The organism is Colwellia piezophila ATCC BAA-637, from assembly GCF_000378625.1.
Classification (GTDB): domain Bacteria; phylum Pseudomonadota; class Gammaproteobacteria; order Enterobacterales; family Alteromonadaceae; genus Colwellia; species Colwellia piezophila.
Genome location: NZ_KB905160.1, coordinates 65,842 through 83,766, shown reverse-complemented (window position 1 = coordinate 83,766; position 17,925 = coordinate 65,842). Strand labels below are relative to the sequence as shown.

Below are 17,925 nucleotides of genomic sequence, written 5' to 3'. Positions count from 1 at the left end.
CCTGAATTATTCATAAAAATTAAGGCATAAAAAAATCCCGCCGTTATGTGACATAACGCGGGATTTTTATTTTGAAAAGCTAATACTTAAGGTATTAGCTTAAGAGCTTAGCTTTTTAAGTCATCAAAGAACTTTTTAACACCATCAAAGAAGCCGGTTTCTTTTGGGCTATGCTTCTTGCTGCTATTGGCCATTTTCTCTTCTAATTGACGTAATAAGTCAGCTTGGTCACCAGATAGATTCACCGGGGTTTCAAGTACCACTTTACACATTAGGTCGCCAGTAGTAGAACTACGTACCGATTTAACACCTTTGCCACGTAAGCGGAACATCTTACCCGTTTGTGTTTCTTTAGGGACTTTAAGCTTAACTTTACCACCTAGCGTTGGCACTTCTATATCACCACCAAGGGCGGCCGTAACAAAACTAATGGGTACTTCACAATATAACTGATTTTCATCACGAACAAATATTCCGTGATCACGTACGTTTACTTGTACATATAAGTCACCCGATGGTGCGCCATGCTCTCCCGCTTCACCTTCACCGGATAAACGAATTCTATCGCCGGTATCAACACCCGGTGGAATCTTGACTGATAAGGTTTTATTTTTCTCAACACGGCCTTGGCCGCGACATGAAGTACACTTATCCGCAATTACTTTACCTTTACCGCTACAGGTTGGGCAAGTTTGTTGTACAGCAAATAAACCTTGACGCATTTGAACTTGGCCGTGGCCATGACAAGTGCTACAGGTTTTAGCCGAAGTACCTGGTTTAGCGCCTGAGCCGTCACAAGGCTTACAACCAACAAAAGTTGGCACTTTAATTTCTAAAGTTTTGCCTCTAACCGCATCTTCAAGAGATAAATCTACGTTATAACGCAAATCTGAACCACGTTGTTGACGTTGTCTGCCACGTCCGCCGCCGCCAAAGATATCACCAAAGATATCGCCGAAGTCTTGGCCAAAGCCACCACCACCGCCGCCGAAACCACCGCCACCACCATGACCGCCTTGTTCAAAAGCAGCATGGCCATATTGGTCATAAGCAGCACGTTTTTGGTCGTCATTAAGGATTTCATAAGCCTCCTTAACTTCTTTAAACGTTTCTTCTTTAACCTTATCACCTTGAGTTCTGTCTGGGTGATACTTCATTGCCATCTTTTTATAAGCTTTTTTGACTTCTTTTACAGTGGCATCTTGGCCAACACCTAGCGTTTCATAATAATCACGTTTTGACATAAATATATTTCTTTACTTCAAGTTGTTTGAGACAGATTTTCTTCATTTCTCCGTGATCTATTTATGTTATCACGATAAAAATCAAGAAAATCAGCACCAATTTAAAAATTAATAGCTGATTTTATATACACAAAAAGCGCCGAGTAATATCGACGCTTTCATAAGACGTTATAAAGCAAAGTTAAATAAGCTTTAAGCTAGTTAGTTTCAGTACAAGGCGGAAGCACGGAGCTTGGTTTACCAAGTGAGTACTGACAACGTCGTAATGGAGCTAACTAGCGACAAGCTTTTTAACTGACTTACTTGTCGTCCTTAACCTCTTCAAACTCTGCGTCAACAACGTCGTCAGCAGGTGCGCCAGCATCAGTTGCTTGTTCAGCACCTTCTGGAGCAGCTTGCGCTTGTTGCTTAGCTTGTGCAATTTCCATTAACTTAGCTGATGCTTCCATTAACGCTTGAGTTTTAGTATCAATCGCTTCTTTGTCATCACCTTTAACTGCGTCTTCAAGCTCTGTTAATGCAGTTTCAATTTTCTCTTTATCTTCGCTTGGTAGTTCATCGCCTGCTTCTTCAATTTGCTTGCGAGTGCTATGAATCATGCCATCAGCTTGGTTACGCGCAGTAACTAACTCTTCAAACTTAGCATCGGCATCAGCGTTAGCTTCAGCGTCACGTACCATTTGCTCTACTTCTTCCTCAGATAAACCTGAAGAAGCTTTAATGACAATTTTTTGCTCTTTGCCGGTATTTTTATCTTTAGCCGTTACATGTAGGATACCATCAGCATCAATATCGAAAGTTACTTCGATTTGCGGTTGACCGCGTGGCGCTGCAGGAATACCTTCAAGATTAAATTGACCTAGAGATTTGTTCGCTGAAGCTTGCTTACGCTCACCTTGACAAACATGAACCGTTACCGCTGATTGATTATCGTCAGCCGTTGAAAAAGTTTGTGATTGCTTAGTTGGGATTGTAGTGTTTTTCTCAATTACGGCAGTCATCACACCGCCCATCGTTTCAATACCTAATGAAAGTGGCGTTACATCTAAAAGAAGTACGTCGGTAACTTCACCAGAAAGAACACCAGCTTGTATCGCCGCACCACACGCTACTGCTTCATCAGGGTTAACGTCTTTACGAGGCTCTTTACCAAAGAAATCTGTTACCGCTTTTTGCACCAAAGGCATACGTGATTGGCCACCAACTAAGATAACATCATCGATGTCACTTACTGATAAATTAGCGTCTTTTAGCGCTGTTTTAAGAGGCTCTAACGTTGCTTTGACCATGTCTTCAACAAGAGATTCTAATTTAGCACGCGTAACTTTAATGTTCATGTGCTTAGGACCTGAACCATCAGCAGTGATGTAAGGTAAGTTAACATCTGTTTGCTGTGCTGAAGAAAGTTCACATTTCGCTTTTTCTGCTGCTTCTTTAAGACGTTGCATAGCAAGCGGATCAGACGTTAAGTCCATGCCTTGATCTTTCTTGAATTCAGCGACAAGATAGTTGATTAAACGGTTATCGAAATCTTCGCCACCTAGGTGAGTATCACCGTTGGTTGCTAAAACTTCAAACGTATGTTCGCCGTCCATTTCATCAATTTCAATGATTGAAATATCGAAAGTACCGCCACCTAAATCGTATACCGCTACAACTGTATCGCCTTTCGCTTTGTCCATGCCATAAGCAAGAGCCGCTGCAGTAGGTTCGTTGATAATACGTTTAACTTCAAGACCAGCAATACGGCCAGCATCTTTCGTTGCTTGACGTTGTGAATCGTTAAAGTAAGCAGGAACAGTAATTACTGCTTCAGTTACTGGCTCACCTAAGAAGTCTTCTGCTGTTTTTTTCATTTTCTTTAATACTTCAGCTGAAATTTGTGGTGGCGCAATTTTTTCGCCTTTAACTTCAACCCAAGCATCACCGTTATCGGCTTTAACAATGCCAAATGGCATGATTTTAATATCACGTTGAGTTTCTTCATCTTCAAAGCGACGACCAATCAAACGTTTGATAGCATATAAAGTGTTTTCAGGGTTAGTTACTGATTGACGTTTAGCAGGTTGACCCACTAATATTTCGCCTTCAGCCGTATAACCAATGATAGAAGGAGTTGTACGATCGCCTTCTGCATTTTCAATAACACGTACACTGTCGCCGTCTAAAACAGCAACACATGAGTTAGTTGTTCCTAGGTCAATACCAATAATTCTGCCCATCTTGGGAGCTCCTATTCATTATCCTTTGCTTACAAAAAGCAAAGTAATATTAATTAAATTGTTTGTTGAATAGTAAGTGGGGTCAGCAAAATGCTTTTCAACTATTCATATAGAAAAAAGATAAAATAGTTACCTTTTTTTAAATTAAAAATGAAAAAACCAGACAAATGTCTGGTTTTATAAATATCTAAGCATCTTTTAATAACTTTAAAAAGGCAAAGTTGTAATTAAACTTTAAGCTGTATGACTCAATTTAGAGAAAAATGTACGGAGCTGACGTTAGTCAGTGAGTACCTTTGACAAATAAATTGAGCTTTACAGCGACAAGGAGAACCCGCTACTAAGCGGTGGCGTCAACAGAAGGTGCCGCTTTAGATACCATCACCATAGCTGGACGAATTAAACGACCATTAAGCTCATAACCCTTTTGCATAACCGCAATAACCGTATTTGGCGCTACATCAGGTACTTCTTGCATAGACATCGCTTGATGAAGTTCAGGGTTAAAAGGTTGATCTTGTGGATCTACCGCTTTAACGCCAAATTTTTCTAATGAAGAAATTAAACCTTGTAGCGTAAGCTCAACACCTTCAATGATAGCTTTGTTACTTTCATCTTCTTTATCGATGCTTTGTAAGGCGCGCTCTAAATTATCAACACTTGCTAACATTTCACCAGCAAACTTTTCTAAAGCAAATTTCCGAGCTTTTTCTACATCTTGCGCTGCGCGGCGGCGAATATTATCCACTTCAGCTTTAGCGCGAATCACAGAGTCTTTTTGATCAGCAACCGTAGACTGGGCAGTAGCTAACGCTAATTCTAACTCGTTAATTTTCTCTTGCTCAGCACTAATCGCTTCAACAGCGTGTTCATGTTGCTCTTCTACCTGTTCTTCAGCTTGCTTTACAATGTCATCTGCTAATTGCTCAGCACTTAACTCTTCTTCGTTGTTTTTTGACTCAGTTGTCATGGAATAAACCTCAATTTTATAACTAATGGGGACATTATGGGGGCTGTGAAAAAGGATTCAAGCATGATTTTATACATTTTATAAAAAAGTGAACTTTACAAGTGGCTAAAATATAGCGAAACTGCTCTTAACTCTCGTAATTAAAAGCAAAATCGCGTTATGGCTCAACACTATAAAACCATTGGCCTAATTGGCAAACCAAATCATGAAGGCGCTAGTACCACAATACAAACGTTGCATGACTATTTATTAGCGAAAAAATATAACGTCATTGTGGAAAGTTCAGTGGCACATTCACTCCCTATAAAAAACATGGTAACCGGCACCTTAACGGATATTGGCGATCAGGCAGATTTGGCTATTGTGGTGGGTGGTGATGGTTATATGCTTGGCGCTGCCCGTGTGCTAGCGTGTTTCGATATTGGAGTGATAGGTGTAAACCGTGGTAACTTAGGCTTTTTAACCGACCTGCCGCCAAACGATGTTATAGAGCCTTTAGCGCAGATTCTCGCGGGTAAGTCTCGTAGTGAACAACGTTTTATCATCGAAGCTGAAGTTTATCGTCATGGAAAACTTAAAAGCTCTAATAGTGCTGTTAATGAAGCAGTTCTTCATGCCGGTAAAGTTGCCAGTATGATCGAATTTGAAGTGTATATTGATGGCGTTTTTATGTTTAGCCAACGTTCAGACGGTTTAATTGTCTCAACACCTACCGGTTCAACGGCCTATTCAATGTCAGCTGGCGGACCTATTTTAACGCCTAATTTAAATGCCCTTTCACTGGTACCAATGTTCCCACATACGCTTACCAGTCGACCTATTGTCGTTGATGGTAATAGTGAAATAAAATTAATACTCGCCAATGATAATCACGAAAATCTGCAAGTCAGTTGTGATGGCCACGTTATCTTAACGGTAATGCCCGGTGATGAAGTTATTATTAAAAAAAGTGAATGTAGCATTCGTTTGATTCACCCACTTGATCACAATTACTTTAATGTTTTACGTAATAAATTAAGCTGGGGTAATAAGCTTTATTAACGGGGACTTACACTAATTAAGCCCAAGTGCTAGCCAATGCATCGACTATCAATCTCTCAAAATAGTGGCAAATAAGCTTGATTAAAAACCATATACTGTATAAATTAACAGTTACTGGTTTTTTACTCATGTTTATAGGGTTCACTATGCTACTGCAACTTACCATTCAAAATTTTGCCATTGTCCGTTCATTAGATATTGATTGGCAATCAGGCATGACGACAATTACTGGTGAAACCGGCGCGGGTAAATCTATTGCCATTGATGCGCTTGGTTTATGTTTAGGTGATAGAGCAACCAGCAATGTAGTGAGGCCAAATTGCAAAAAAGCGGACTTAGCTGCCACTTTTGAAATTAAAAAAAATAAAATGGCGAAAAAGTGGTTAAAACAACATGAACTTGTTGCCGAGCATGAAAGTGACTGTATTCTACGCCGTGTTATATCTGCAGAAGGGCGTTCAAAGTCTTATATCAATGGTTGCCAAGTCCCTTTAGTGCAATTAAAGGAAATTGGTCAGTTCCTTATTAATATCCATGGCCAGCATGACCATCAACTCATAGTCAAAGCTAATCAACAATGCCGCTTACTCGATAATTACGCCAATCATCCAACGTTGCTTGGTGAAGTTAAACATTACGCGCAGCAATGGGGTCAACTCAATAAAGAGCTCGAAATACTTCAGCAAAGTAAACAGCAGCGCGAAGCCCAACAACAACTCATTCAATACCAAGTCACCGAGTTAGATGAGTTCTCACTACAGCCAGGTGAGTTTTCCACACTGGAAACAGACTATAAACGCCACAGTAATGCCCAAGATTTACTTGAGTCAACGCTCAGCTCATTACAAAGCCTCTCTGAAAATGAAAATTTCAATATTTTGGATTCATTAAGAGCATGTAGTGAAAGTATTAACTCCATAGCCCGTGTTGATAACCAACTTAATAATGTTGCGACCATATTATCCGACACGCTTATTCAATTAGATGAAGCAAATAGTGATTTAAAAGACTATTACCAACAGTTAGAATTAGACCCCCAGAGCTACGCCATTATTGAAGAGCGTTATTCAACCGCGGTGCAATTAGCAAAGAAACACCAACTATCTCCAGAAAAATTGGTTGATTTTCATAATCAATTAAAACGAGAACTTGCATCGATATCAGGTGATGAAACACGCATTAATACCATTATCGAAGAGTTAGAACATAGCAAGCAACACTATTACGACAGCGCTGAGGCCTTATCAAAATCAAGACAGAAATCAGCGTCTAGCCTGAGTAAACGTATCAGTAAGAGCATGCAAGAGCTTAATATGCCTCATGGTCAGTTCTTTATTGCCGTTAATAGCCATAAAGAACAAAGTAATGGCAAAGAGGCTATCAACACCAATGGCAGCGATAACATCAGCTTTCAAGTAAGTATTAACCCAGGTCAAGCATTAGAAGCAATGCATAAAGTGGCCTCAGGTGGTGAACTATCACGTATCAGCTTAGCAATGCAGGTTATTTTGGCTGATAAAGTGATTACACCTACATTGATTTTTGATGAGGTTGATGTCGGTATAAGTGGCTCAACCGCGGCAATGGTAGGTAAAAAGCTGCAACAGCTGTCAAAAAACACCCAAGTCATTTGTGTAACTCACTTACCACAAGTTGCTTGTAAAGGTCATCAACAGCTATTTGTCAGTAAATCAACCGATGGTTCGCTAACAGAAACTCAAGTGAGTGAACTTAGTGAATCGAAACGGGTCAAAGAAATAGCCCGTTTATTAGCTGGTGATAAAATATCACAATACAGTTTAGCCAACGCGCAAGAGCTATTGGCAAGTTAACTTTTACTTAGTTTCGATGAAGGTCGAGCGATCCGCTCAAATTGGGTAAATAGCATAGCTTTAAGTTAGCTGAGCCGATGGATTTTTTTTGAACCGAACAAATAAATAGCTTTGAATCCATGCTGTGCTTGGGTATTATCCTTGCTCACACTTTTAGCCTGAATTTTTAAGCTACTTAAAGGTAAATTAATTTTATGTATTTTCGTCTTGCCATTATCATCACCACCCTTACGTTGTCAGCCTGCTCTAGCTGGGTTTACCGCTATGATGTTGCTCAAGGAAATTACCTTGAACAAAAAAGTATTAATCAATTACAAGTGGGTATGACCAAAGAGCAGGTTAAATTTATTCTAGGCAGCCCTGTGGTTGTTGATACTTTTGATAATGATACTTGGAGTTATGTATACAACTTGAAGTCTGGTCGAAATAAAGACTTTGATATGAGTAAACGGTTTATCCTTAGTTTTTCTAACGATAAATTAGTAGCAGCGGCTGGTGATTTTGACTTATCTGAAAACTTTAATACCCCATTTAATGCCCCAGCGGTTCAAGTTGAGCCCACTAGTACGAGTAAGTTCAATACAGAGCAAACAACCCTGGTGGAAGATAAGCCGGCTGAAAGTTCAGAGCCAGTAAAAGGTCAATAGACTTTAACTATCCTTCTGTAATTACCCTTCTATAACTTAACTGCGTAAACTGAGCTGCGTTAACTCTGTGTGTTACTCGCAGATAAGCAATACAGTTAAATGAACACAAAAAAACGGCATCAAAGCCGTTTTTTTAGTACTAAATTTTATCGTGCCTAATAGCCTTATTTTTGGCTACGGTCTAATCACACCGCTAGCATTATTTTTTTGCATCAACCCTTAATGGATTAACTCGACCACCAGTAGTTTTATCCGCGCGACCTTCCAGCTTAGCTTTTTCTGCACGACGCTTTCTGACATCTTTAGGATCGGCAATCAGCGGGCGATAAACTTCAATTCTATCGAGATCGCTTACCGTGTCAGATAACTTGACTACCCTATTCCACACACCTACTTTATTGACCGTCAAATCAATCTCAGGAAATAAAGCCAATACACCTGAGTCGATAATAGCTTGCTCTACCGTAGTATTAGCAGCAAGTAACACGGTTAAAATTTTCTGTTTGTTCGGCACACCATAAACAACTTCTATGGTAACTTTATCTTGTTCTATTGAAGCATCTATATTATCTAACGCACTATTCTCTAGAGCCATAATTAAACATTAACTCCGTAAATTTCTTTAGCCCGCTGAGTAAAGACTTGCACTAAACTATTACTAAAGTGCCCAAATATTTTGCCAAAGGCTAATGAAACTAATGCATTTGAAAACTCATATTCAAGCTCCAAGCTTATTTTACAAGCCTCGTCCGACAAAGGTGTCAGTAGCCAATAACCTTCGAGCTTTTTAAAAGGCCCGTCAACAAGCGATAAATGAATTTTTTCATTTGAAACCAAGGTGTTTTTCGTCGTGAACCACTTACTTAAGCCGCCTTTAGAGACAAGTAACGCTGCCGTTACCGTTTTCTCATCCTGACTAATTACTTTACTGTCATTGCAGTCAGGTAAAAAGTTAGGATAAGCAGCTATATCATTAATTAATCGGTACATCTGATCAACACTGTGCATTACTAACGCACTACGACTTATGGTTGGCATTGTTACTCCGCATATTACCCCCATTCTATGGGTGGTATGATAACAAAACCCCACAAAAAGCGCATTATTCTCTTAATTTTTATCTTTATGATAAATTTATTATGTAAAAGCAAATTATTCTCAGTATAATCACCGCGTTTGCTGCTTATTGCGGCAAAGGAATGGAAGATAAAGATGGCTAAGAAAAAATCTAAAAATAAATCTAACAGCAATACCATCGCTTTAAATAAAAAGGCGAGGCACAACTACAGCCTAACCGATAAATTTGAAGGTGGTATGAGCTTGCAAGGTTGGGAAGTGAAGAGCATCAGAAGTGGTAAAGTTAATATCTCTGACTGTTACGTACATGTTAAAAACGGTGAAGCCTATTTATTAGGAGCTGAAATATCGCCACTTAATGCTGCCTCTAGTCATGTGGTCTGTGATCCAAACCGCGATAGAAAATTATTACTTAACCGTAGAGAGTTAGAGAAAATTACCGCTGCTGTTGAACGTGACGGTTACTCATTGATTGCAACCGCGATGTACTGGAAAGCCTGTTGGGTAAAACTCGAATTTTATCTGGGTAAAGGCAAAAAAGATCATGACAAGCGCTCCGATATAAAAGACAGAGAATGGGCTGTTGATAAAGGACGTTTAATGAAGAACAAAAATTTAGACCGTTAAATTGCTTATTTAGATAAGTGGTTAAAAATTACCACGTTGTCTATTCAAGTTAAGCGCTGTATACTGTGTTTATAGGCATATCGAGCCTTTGTTAGAAAAGAAATAGAAAAGAGTAAACTTTGGGGCGGATCTAGGATTCGACAAGATTCATGAAACCCAAGGTGCATGCCCAGGGGCGGTTTGCCTGGTAAAAAGCCGTAAAAACTATAATTGCTAACGACGATACGTTCGCACTAGCCGCTTAGGCTAGCCATCGCCTTTAAATCTCTCCTATTGGTTAGAGGATCGATGGTCACCCCAAATAGGATAGCGAGGGAAGCATGCTTAAGGCTGAACCGCGAAATAGTATTAAGCTCACCATGACGAAGCCTGTCGCTTGGCGTCCAATTGGTTAAATAAATAAGCGACTAAGCATGTAGTACCGAGGATGTAGGCTTTTTGGACGGGGGTTCGATTCCCCCCCGCTCCACCACATAATGATAATAAAGGGTTATAAATCAACGATTTATAACCCTTTATTTTATCCACTTTCTAAACGTACCCCATCAAAACCCGCTTTTATTGCAAGTGCTACACCTAGGTGGTACACACGATGCAACACAACAATTTTATCTTTCTTAATAGATTCCACACTTTTTACTTTCGCCAACGCACACCTTTAGATATTCTTAACGTTATACCTAACGCTAAAAAAGAAATAAAAATCAGCTTACGCACAAAATGTAGAGCAACGGCAATAACGGACGCTCGACAACATAAAGTAATGTTTGATTTATTATTTACCGAGATCAGGGAAAGTATAAAAAGAATGGAAAAGACCAAAACAAGCTTTAATGAATTAGATGAATCAATACAGCGTGAATTGATGCTCAAGCAAAGAGCAGTTGAGGCAATCAACGATCAACAATTAACCCAACAGCTTTTTTTCTTACTTGAGCGTAAGAATCGAATTAAGAATGCTTTTGAACATATTGAAGCATTACAACCCTACTCTCTTGCTGATATTGATTTAAACACGGTTGATAAAATTAATCGCTTCATTGCTATCATTGATTTACTTTCTTCTCCGCACCTATCAGATCCAGCACCTTATATTGCTCAACTTAAATTCAAACAACAGTCTATTTTATCTTCTTCTATTGGCGGTATATCGAAAGCGGTTAACATAGCGAGATTGGTCGTTAAGCGACAGAAAAAAACACCGCTTGCAGAAACACCTGCACAACTAACAAAGCAAGCGAAAACGAGCCGTAACAGCACAGGTAATGCATTAGTTCAAATGATCGATGGTCAAATAAAAACAGGTAAAACTCCTGCAATAAGAACAGATGCGCCTGATAGTCCAACGGACGACATTATTTTAGAAGGGATATCACTGGATAATGAAGAGGATATACATAACTTTTCTGCGCTACTCAAGCTAATAGAAAGTAATGAAGATGTTCAACTTAAAGATTTTGAAGCCTTTTCAAAACCTGTGATTGTGCCGAAGTCTATGCTTAAATTTTCAGAGTTATGTAATAAATTTTATGATGAACAAAGTAAAGAGTGGAAACACCAAAAGACGCACACAATGAACTTGTCTTGTTATCAAACCTTTATTGATATTGTCGGTGACAAATTTGTTGATGAATTAGATTATCCACACGCTAATTTGTATATTGATACGCTACGTAAACTTCCAAGAAATCGTAAAAAATCACCCCTTTTTCGGGATAAATCTATAGAAGAGATTATCGCAATGGAAAGCTCATTTGAGCCAATGCCGTCAATCAATGTGAATAAAAACATCGAACGCTTGAAAAGCGTATTTCTTTGGGCTGTTCAGCGAAAATACATAAAAATTAATATTCTTGATAAAATGCGGGTTAAAGATAAAGCTCAAAAATCAAAAACTAAAGACTTACGTGAACGTTTTTCAATAGATGATCTTTCTCTCATATTCGGCTCGGATAAATACACCAAAGGCAAACATAACCGCACGTATGAATACTGGGTTCCACTACTTTCTCTTTACACTGGTGCTCGTGCAGGAGAGCTATCTCAACTTCGACTCAATGATATATATACTGAAAATGGTACGTGGTTAATTGATTTTAATGAAGAAGAAGACAAAAAACTTAAAACGATTAACTGCATACGCAAAGTGCCTGTTCATAAAACATTAATGCGTTTAGGCTTCATTAAATACGTTCAACAGTTAAAAAATTGCTATGAGGCGAATATTACGCATCGCAACTTATTATTCCCAGATATTGTAAAAGGTCGAGATGGTTACGGAGATAACCCTGGTAAATTTTTTATCCGCTACCTCATAGCGCTGAAAATAAAATCAGAGGGAAAGTCTTTTCATAGCTTTCGCCATACGTTTGCCGATGAACGTAAGCAAGCTGATAGCAACCCTGCAATGACGGCAGAATTGATGGGACACGAAATAGATAATGAAACACTGGGTCGTTATGGTAAAGACTATAAAATCACCCTTAAAAAAGTAGAAATAGATCGATATGTCACTTTATCTGATGAACAAATAAAAAAGATATTGCCTTTTAAGCTGTGGAAGGAGTTTAGAATAACAAACACAATGAGTAAGCAATCTAATGCATTGATAGATATGAATAAAAGCATTTACAGTGATAAACATTTACACAACGCATTATTTAAGATTCAATCATTAAAAGTAACACCGCCAGTAATAGTTCCCAGAAAACCAAGAAAGGCTCCACAAGCGGTTTCTTGAGTTTAACTACCACTAATAAGGTAAGTCTTTATAAATAAGACTTACCGTTACTTTCTTTTATTCTTATTTTGAGATTTTTTCTCTTTCTGTATCATTCTAACGCTATTCTCTAATTGATCGGCTTTTGCTGGATTCACGGCTCGTAAGGCTTCTAAACAGATTTTAGACAGGCTTAACGCATTATGATACTGAACTTCAGTGTCGTTAATTTCAAGTAAAATGGAGTTTAAAGCCTCTTCTCTGCCCTCAATGCGATCAAGTAACTTATCAGAAACTTCTCTATCATCTTTGAGTAAATCATCACGTATTATAATATCTTGACGCAACTTATTATTCACAAAGCTCTGTAATTGTGTTTTTACAAAATCACTTTCTACAAGTTGCTGTGTTTTTTGTAATTCAGTTTCAGCGTTAGCCACCAATTTATTTTCTTTCTCTTTTTTGTTCATTATTTTTCTCCTGTGTATCTAATTGTGATATCACAGAAATACACTATTACAAGGGATATAAATAAATGAGTTAACAATTGGCCCAAGTCTTTTTCTTTACAATGATAAAAAATATGCTCTTCTGGATATAAGGGTTTAAGACTAAAAGTAAATAGGTAAGTTGAGGTTAGGGACCAGTCCTCTAACCACTTGTTTTAAATATTACTCACCATTTAAAAGTCTTAATATCCGCATTACATTTGGAGATTAATAAAGATGAGAAACAACAATACAAAAATTGTCATACGCTGCACTGATGAAGAAAAAGCGTCACTACTAAAAACAAAAATACAGCTTAAAGCACGAACTTGGCTTGAGTTAGTCGAAAAACTACGAAACAAGAAGAAAATTGAAGCACCTAAGATCATTATTCAAGACAGTATTTATCTACTCGAAATTTTGACGCAATTAAAATGCTGCGGCAATAATTTGAACCAAATAACGAGAACATCAAATAGAAATAAAACCATTACTGAGTCTGAAACAATTCAGCTAAAAAAATTGGCAATACAAATATCGACACTCAAAAATAAAGTTTTAAAAACCTTTGTCGTTAGTAGGAAAAAATAATGGCCATAGCAAAACTTTTGCACGAAGGAGAAACAGTTAAACAGCTTAGAAATACTATTAGATATAACACAGTAGCAAAAGAGTATCTTAACTCACCAGATAACCCTCGATTGTTACAAGCAATCTCTAACCTTGGTATTATCAACATCTCAGACCCAGCAGCATATCAAGATTTTATGCGTGAATTTATTAATGAGATTACGCTCAATCAAAGCCTTTCAAGCAATAAACTCCAAAAGAAGTTGTATGCACACGAGATGATCAGTTTTGAAGATGAGGACAACGCTCGTTTCAGCCAAGAAGAACTAGCTCAAATCAGCGTAGAGCTTTTATCAGACCTATACGATATGGAAAATACCCCTTATGTTATCTACCCTCAAAAAGACAGTGGTAGGCTGCATTTTCACTTTATTCGTTCAAGTTTTAGCTCTGATGGCACTTATCAGCGAGTAAAAAACTCAAAGCGAGCTATGCGAGCATCGTGCGAAGCAATAGAGTTGAAATATAACTTAACTCTCACTGGAAAAAATGTTTCTAATGCAATAAGACCAGCTAACGATCCAATGGCGAAGGTAATGAAAAACCGTCAATTGGAAGCGGAATACAATTATCAGAAAAACCTCAGCGTAGCTAAAGAGCAAGACTCACCGTTGACCAAACTCAAGCGTAAATCTTATGACCTGCTAATGGAAGATAATTATCACAGTGAAGCGGAAATTACCGAGCAACACTCATATCAACAAGCCCTGCAGAATTTAGCAGAAAATGGAGAAGTTAATCAAAAGCTTGAAGCAGCAAAAAAGACGATTTTTACTCTCTACAACTCAGCTAATGATGAAGATGAATTTATTAACTTGGTTAAAAAGCAAGGCATCACCATTGAGCTATTAAAACACGCTAAATCGGGCAAGAATAAGGGCATAGCCTTTCACTACCAAGGACAAACCATTTCAGGCGGTAAAATATCCAGTTCTATGACTTTAGGTAAGATTAAAAAGCGTTTCCCGAACTTCATTCATACATTAGAAAAACCACCCTCACTACGCTCAACACACAAGCTACAGCGTAAGATGCTGGATTTTCAGATTGAGCAAATCAACAAGTATTACAAACAGCGCAAGAACAACGCTAATGACGATATTCTGATCTATTTCGGTAAAAAGAACATTGCAGCCCGTCCTTACAATTACAACCTCAGACTATCAAGTAATAAAGACTTGATAAGGTTTGGCCCTTCAACACCCAACGATCACGATTTAACTCTTTCAATCAGTGTCGCTTTGAAAAATGGTTGGAAAGGTGCAACCCTTACCAACTCAAGCCCTGAATTTTTAAAACGAATGATGAAAGTTGCTTATCAAAAAGATCCCGAATTGTTGTTTTTTGTTAAACCTGATAAGCCACATCAATTGACCTATGCCGACTTGAAAGAAATTAAAGGTGATTTAACATTTGATGAATTAAAAACAGCGATTAGAAATAATTTAGTAGTAAAAAGTGACATTTCAATACTGGTTGATGCAATGGAGGAACAGGCAAAAACAACTGAAGAAAAAAACTTTTATAAGGCTCTATATATTAGCTATCCTATTGCAGAGTTAGATAAAAAAACATCAGAAGAGTTAAAGGTTTCCAAGCAGAGTAGTTCATTTAAGCCCATTAAGAAAACAACTAATAGTAGCCAGCCAATTGTGTTTGAAGATGAGGAGCGTCAATTAGTGTTAAATGATATTAAAAATGAAATGAATGAATTCAAGCCTATTAAAAGTAAATGTTATCCTAAAAGAAATAATAAAATTGATACTCCATAATAAAGCTAATATCAATCGTTAAAAAACTATTAATAAGATCTCATACTGCATAATGATTGATTCATTTATATTTAGATAGGGAGGTCTATATAAATAACTAGTAGAGCATTTCTATAGCTCTAGGGATAATTAGTCTCTAGAGCTATGAAGTGGGTTATTGTAAATCACTCAGATCTTCAGAGAATTTGTAACTAATAACCTCACTCAAAACAGTTTCTTTATAAGCCATCTCCTCGTGAGAATAATCAGTAATCTCTTTAGATGAATAGTTTTGAAACTTAGCTTGCACCAATTCTAATATTGATTTTTCATTTTCATTGAACATTGTCAAATCCACATCCCGATTCGATACGTAATTTTCACCAAAATAACCATTCGGATAAGATATTTCCTCTTTACATAGCACACCCTCTTTGAGTAATTGAGCGTAGACAAAATCAAAATTATCAGGAACAGGCCCGTACGGGAGGTGTACATATTGTAGACCTGTCATAGACCTAGTAGATTCTTTAAATGCATAAAAATCACTATAGAACAAAAGTTTATTTAATTTGGTTTTTAACGTTCCTCCAAAACTACACATAAAGATAATAAGCTCAATTAGCTTTAATACTTGTAATTCCGAGTAACCAGAAAACTCATTTATCTTAGACTTACTTAGTTGGCGAGATATTTCATTACTACTACCACAGTAAAGGTTTTCACACTCTTTTTCTAACGAGGTTAAAAGTGCCTCCAATTTATCTTTACTAAAGATAGGTTGATTTCGTTCCACTAGCATTTTTAATGAATTGGGTTGCATAGCCATTTCTAAAGAAATATTATGAGAATCAGTTTGTAATGATCCATTCTCATATCTACTTAAGGTCACAGCACCAAAACCCAACATATGGCTTAACTCCTTTTGAGTTAAATCATATTTTTGTCTAAACTCGACCAATTGATGTGGGTGTATATAGCCTTTAATATCTCTATATTTTCTATAAACTTCAACAAGTGGATCAGTAACACTATCATCCTCGATTTCATTTTCACAAACCGAGCAAACATAGAACGAACTTTCCGCTAAGATTAATTCATTCCTTACTTTATATTCTTCAGTGTTTTTAACTAACTCTTGATTAGTTAAACTCTCACAGCAAGGGCAAACACGCTTTATATTCATATCTAGCTCCTCATTTGTATTTTTCATTAATCTATTCTCTTATCTATTTGTGTAATTCATTGGACGATTAGCTGGATGGATCGATATACATTTTGCATACTGTTTATCATTGACGACATAAATTTTTATCTTAATATATGCCTCGATTCCATTAACATCTTCACCGTACAACCACACTTCGCCAGAGTCTGGACGGTCTCTATCCTGCTCTGGCCCTGAACAATAATTTAAATGTGTAAAACTACAAATTAAAGTTTTTAATGTTTCTCTTGTTAAACCAAGCTCTATAATACCTTGGTTGTTTTTTGATCTTGGAACTAGAGTAAATCGGCCTGCGGCTATCGCATCCTTTATCCAGATCAAAGCTTCATTTACCGAACAACTCACACAAGCTCCTTGTTATCAATTGATAAGTCTATATCTATTATCAATTGATAACATCATAAAATCAAGATCTCATATCAAAATTATAAAAATTATAAAATCACTTCTAAAATCACTTCTAAAATCACAACCTATTTTTAATGTCAGCCTTTAATCAAACCCTCCATTTGAAAGAAAAAATCAGATGAAATGTCAATTTTTATAAAATATATAGCACTACTTTAGTAGCTCCACATTGCCAACATTCTTCCTTTTCCCTGGCTTTCTCTTTTTCATATTATCTGAAATCCAGTCACCATCCCTAAGCCTGTAAATGCTAAAGTCATAATCACCTTCTTTATCAAGAGCACAGATCTCTACGGGATGTTGATACTTAAAATCAGCAACATTATTCAAGGTTCTAATTTTGTTCTTAATCGAGCGGATCTGTTCTTTTCTACATTGGTTGGTTGATACCCCTAGAAACTCAACTAAAAAATAAAAATTAGCCTTGTATGGATAAAAGCCTTTAACCTGAATATGTAATTTGATAGATGATATTTTCTTGTATGCCATTAACGGTTCAAGCTCGACATTTACGGGTTTTTTATCCAATAATTGTTGAGCAATTAAAGTTCGGTAGAGCCTGCTTAAAGTGATATTTATTCTGCCATTCTCACACTTTAATTTATGAATAAATGGGTGTTTTATCCCGTTAATTATCTTAATCACCGTTAACATTGATGTTTTAACCCAGCTAAATAGTGAGTCTTCTGCTTTAAAATCCTTAAGTAAAATATCAAAGTGTTCGATGATTTTTTCATTACTCATATTGGCTTGAGCAAGAATAGATAGCACCAGTTTTAATTCAAATGGTGTTAAATTTTTAGGGTAAAGTAGTGCTTGTTCATCTGAGTTATTAACTACACAAGCTCTTGGTAGTCTTAGAAAAAGTTGTTTTGATAGCATATGTTTCCTCCTGATTTGATTATGCTATCTCGTGAGAAAAAATATAATTTACAATTAAGCTATTGAGTATAAATAAAAATATGCTAATAATGATTATATCTCGCTGCATCGAGATTTTCCGAAACTAAGAACTTTCCAGAGTTCTTTTTTTCGTTGTTA

Annotated in this window: 17 protein-coding genes, 1 other RNA gene and 1 pseudogene; 9 read left to right on the top strand and 10 right to left on the bottom strand. The window is 37.1% G+C overall.

Annotation, left to right across the window (positions count from 1 at the left end; translation table 11 throughout):
- Positions 1-107: 107 nt before the first annotated feature.
- The 3 genes from dnaJ to grpE all read right to left on the bottom strand — a co-directional run bounded on the left by dnaJ (position 108) and on the right by grpE (position 4,436).
- Positions 108-1,244: a molecular chaperone DnaJ gene (gene dnaJ / locus F580_RS0100420; RefSeq protein WP_019025721.1), complete on the bottom strand. Its 1,137-nt coding sequence runs from the start codon at positions 1,242-1,244 to the stop codon at positions 108-110.
- A 299-nt stretch (positions 1,245-1,543) separates the two neighbouring features.
- Entirely contained in the window at positions 1,544-3,466 is a 1,923-nt protein-coding gene (gene dnaK / locus F580_RS0100415; protein ID WP_019025720.1) for a molecular chaperone DnaK, read from the bottom strand.
- 340 nt (positions 3,467-3,806) lie between these two features.
- Positions 3,807-4,436 carry a nucleotide exchange factor GrpE gene (grpE, locus tag F580_RS0100410; RefSeq protein WP_019025719.1) on the bottom strand — a complete coding sequence of 210 codons (630 nt, stop codon included), beginning with the start codon at positions 4,434-4,436 and terminating at the stop codon, positions 3,807-3,809.
- A gap of 159 nt (positions 4,437-4,595) precedes the next feature.
- Here grpE and nadK point away from each other — a divergent pair, with 159 nt between their 5' ends.
- The 3 genes from nadK to F580_RS23670 all read left to right on the top strand — a co-directional run bounded on the left by nadK (position 4,596) and on the right by F580_RS23670 (position 7,956).
- Entirely contained in the window at positions 4,596-5,477 is an 882-nt protein-coding gene (gene nadK / locus F580_RS0100405) for an NAD(+) kinase (protein WP_019025718.1), read from the top strand.
- Positions 5,478-5,623: 146 nt separating this feature from the next.
- Positions 5,624-7,309 carry a DNA repair protein RecN gene (gene recN / locus F580_RS0100400; RefSeq protein ID WP_019025717.1) on the top strand — a complete coding sequence of 562 codons (1,686 nt, stop codon included), beginning with the start codon at positions 5,624-5,626 and terminating at the stop codon, positions 7,307-7,309.
- Positions 7,310-7,503: 194 nt separating this feature from the next.
- Positions 7,504-7,956, top strand: a complete 453-nt coding sequence (locus tag F580_RS23670; RefSeq protein WP_019025716.1) for an outer membrane protein assembly factor BamE — start codon at positions 7,504-7,506, stop codon at positions 7,954-7,956.
- Between the two features lie 199 nt (positions 7,957-8,155).
- Here the strand turns inward: F580_RS23670 and F580_RS0100390 are convergent, their stop codons facing one another.
- The gene (locus tag F580_RS0100390) at positions 8,156-8,551 is read right to left on the bottom strand and encodes an RnfH family protein (RefSeq protein WP_019025715.1); all 396 of its coding nucleotides are present in this window, start codon (positions 8,549-8,551) and stop codon (positions 8,156-8,158) included.
- Between the two features lie 2 nt (positions 8,552-8,553).
- Positions 8,554-8,994, bottom strand: coding sequence for a type II toxin-antitoxin system RatA family toxin (locus tag F580_RS0100385; RefSeq protein WP_019025714.1), 441 nt, complete (start codon positions 8,992-8,994; stop codon positions 8,554-8,556).
- Positions 8,995-9,168: 174 nt separating this feature from the next.
- Here F580_RS0100385 and smpB point away from each other — a divergent pair, with 174 nt between their 5' ends.
- Both smpB and ssrA read left to right on the top strand, forming a co-directional pair.
- Positions 9,169-9,660, top strand: a complete 492-nt coding sequence (smpB, locus tag F580_RS0100380; RefSeq protein WP_019025713.1) for an SsrA-binding protein SmpB — start codon at positions 9,169-9,171, stop codon at positions 9,658-9,660.
- Between the two features lie 121 nt (positions 9,661-9,781).
- Positions 9,782-10,132, top strand: a transfer-messenger RNA (tmRNA) gene (ssrA, locus tag F580_RS25795).
- A 48-nt stretch (positions 10,133-10,180) separates the two neighbouring features.
- Here the strand turns inward: ssrA and F580_RS27065 are convergent.
- Positions 10,181-10,309, bottom strand: a complete 129-nt coding sequence (locus F580_RS27065; RefSeq protein ID WP_019025712.1) for a hypothetical protein — start codon at positions 10,307-10,309, stop codon at positions 10,181-10,183.
- Between F580_RS27065 and F580_RS27260 the strand changes: the two are divergent.
- Both F580_RS27260 and F580_RS0100370 read left to right on the top strand, forming a co-directional pair.
- Positions 10,253-10,393, top strand: a pseudogene (locus F580_RS27260) (DUF6538 domain-containing protein); the annotation flags it as partial. The gene F580_RS27065 and the pseudogene F580_RS27260 overlap by 57 nt on opposite strands.
- 75 nt (positions 10,394-10,468) lie before the next feature.
- Positions 10,469-12,400 (top strand): site-specific integrase, encoded by a 1,932-nt coding sequence (locus F580_RS0100370; RefSeq protein ID WP_019025711.1) that lies wholly within the window; start codon positions 10,469-10,471, stop codon positions 12,398-12,400.
- A 47-nt stretch (positions 12,401-12,447) separates the two neighbouring features.
- On the opposite strand, the gene F580_RS0100365 is transcribed toward F580_RS0100370, so the two are convergent.
- On the bottom strand, positions 12,448-12,849 hold the full coding sequence (locus tag F580_RS0100365; protein ID WP_019025710.1) for a hypothetical protein: 402 nt from the start codon (positions 12,847-12,849) through the stop codon (positions 12,448-12,450).
- Between the two features lie 255 nt (positions 12,850-13,104).
- On the opposite strand from F580_RS0100365, the gene F580_RS0100360 reads away from it, so the two are divergent.
- Together F580_RS0100360 and F580_RS0100355 are read left to right on the top strand one after the other, a co-directional pair.
- A complete protein-coding gene (locus F580_RS0100360; RefSeq protein ID WP_019025709.1) occupies positions 13,105-13,458 on the top strand; it encodes a hypothetical protein in 354 nt (117 codons plus the stop codon).
- Positions 13,458-15,269, top strand: coding sequence for a relaxase/mobilization nuclease domain-containing protein (locus tag F580_RS0100355; protein WP_019025708.1), 1,812 nt, complete (start codon positions 13,458-13,460; stop codon positions 15,267-15,269). Before F580_RS0100360 ends, F580_RS0100355 begins: the two co-directional genes overlap by 1 nt.
- A 154-nt stretch (positions 15,270-15,423) precedes the next feature.
- Here F580_RS0100355 and F580_RS0100350 read toward each other — a convergent pair whose 3' ends face one another.
- The 3 genes from F580_RS0100350 to F580_RS0100340 form a co-directional block, all read right to left on the bottom strand.
- Complete coding sequence (locus tag F580_RS0100350) at positions 15,424-16,461, bottom strand: type II TA system antitoxin MqsA family protein (RefSeq protein WP_019025707.1); 1,038 nt, start codon at positions 16,459-16,461, stop codon at positions 15,424-15,426.
- A 12-nt stretch (positions 16,462-16,473) separates the two neighbouring features.
- Complete coding sequence (locus tag F580_RS0100345; RefSeq protein WP_019025706.1) at positions 16,474-16,821, bottom strand: type II toxin-antitoxin system MqsR family toxin; 348 nt, start codon at positions 16,819-16,821, stop codon at positions 16,474-16,476.
- 213 nt (positions 16,822-17,034) lie between these two features.
- On the bottom strand, positions 17,035-17,766 hold the full coding sequence (locus tag F580_RS0100340) for a hypothetical protein (protein WP_019025705.1): 732 nt from the start codon (positions 17,764-17,766) through the stop codon (positions 17,035-17,037).
- Positions 17,767-17,925: the final 159 nt, after the last annotated feature.

What these genes read in the sequence shown, in the direction of transcription:
- dnaJ (WP_019025721.1), bottom strand. Translation starts at nt 1,244, where the DNA reads ATGTCAAAACGTGATTATTATGAAACGCTAGGTGTTGGCCAAGATGCC.
- dnaK (WP_019025720.1), bottom strand. Translation starts at nt 3,466, where the DNA reads ATGGGCAGAATTATTGGTATTGACCTAGGAACAACTAACTCATGTGTT.
- grpE (WP_019025719.1), bottom strand. Translation starts at nt 4,436, where the DNA reads ATGACAACTGAGTCAAAAAACAACGAAGAAGAGTTAAGTGCTGAGCAA.
- nadK (WP_019025718.1), top strand. Translation starts at nt 4,596, where the DNA reads ATGGCTCAACACTATAAAACCATTGGCCTAATTGGCAAACCAAATCAT.
- recN (WP_019025717.1), top strand. Translation starts at nt 5,624, where the DNA reads ATGCTACTGCAACTTACCATTCAAAATTTTGCCATTGTCCGTTCATTA.
- F580_RS23670 (WP_019025716.1), top strand. Translation starts at nt 7,504, where the DNA reads ATGTATTTTCGTCTTGCCATTATCATCACCACCCTTACGTTGTCAGCC.
- F580_RS0100390 (WP_019025715.1), bottom strand. Translation starts at nt 8,551, where the DNA reads ATGGCTCTAGAGAATAGTGCGTTAGATAATATAGATGCTTCAATAGAA.
- F580_RS0100385 (WP_019025714.1), bottom strand. Translation starts at nt 8,994, where the DNA reads ATGCCAACCATAAGTCGTAGTGCGTTAGTAATGCACAGTGTTGATCAG.
- smpB (WP_019025713.1), top strand. Translation starts at nt 9,169, where the DNA reads ATGGCTAAGAAAAAATCTAAAAATAAATCTAACAGCAATACCATCGCT.
- F580_RS0100370 (WP_019025711.1), top strand. Translation starts at nt 10,469, where the DNA reads ATGGAAAAGACCAAAACAAGCTTTAATGAATTAGATGAATCAATACAG.
- F580_RS0100365 (WP_019025710.1), bottom strand. Translation starts at nt 12,849, where the DNA reads ATGAACAAAAAAGAGAAAGAAAATAAATTGGTGGCTAACGCTGAAACT.
- F580_RS0100360 (WP_019025709.1), top strand. Translation starts at nt 13,105, where the DNA reads ATGAGAAACAACAATACAAAAATTGTCATACGCTGCACTGATGAAGAA.
- F580_RS0100355 (WP_019025708.1), top strand. Translation starts at nt 13,458, where the DNA reads ATGGCCATAGCAAAACTTTTGCACGAAGGAGAAACAGTTAAACAGCTT.
- F580_RS0100350 (WP_019025707.1), bottom strand. Translation starts at nt 16,461, where the DNA reads ATGAAAAATACAAATGAGGAGCTAGATATGAATATAAAGCGTGTTTGC.
- F580_RS0100340 (WP_019025705.1), bottom strand. Translation starts at nt 17,766, where the DNA reads ATGCTATCAAAACAACTTTTTCTAAGACTACCAAGAGCTTGTGTAGTT.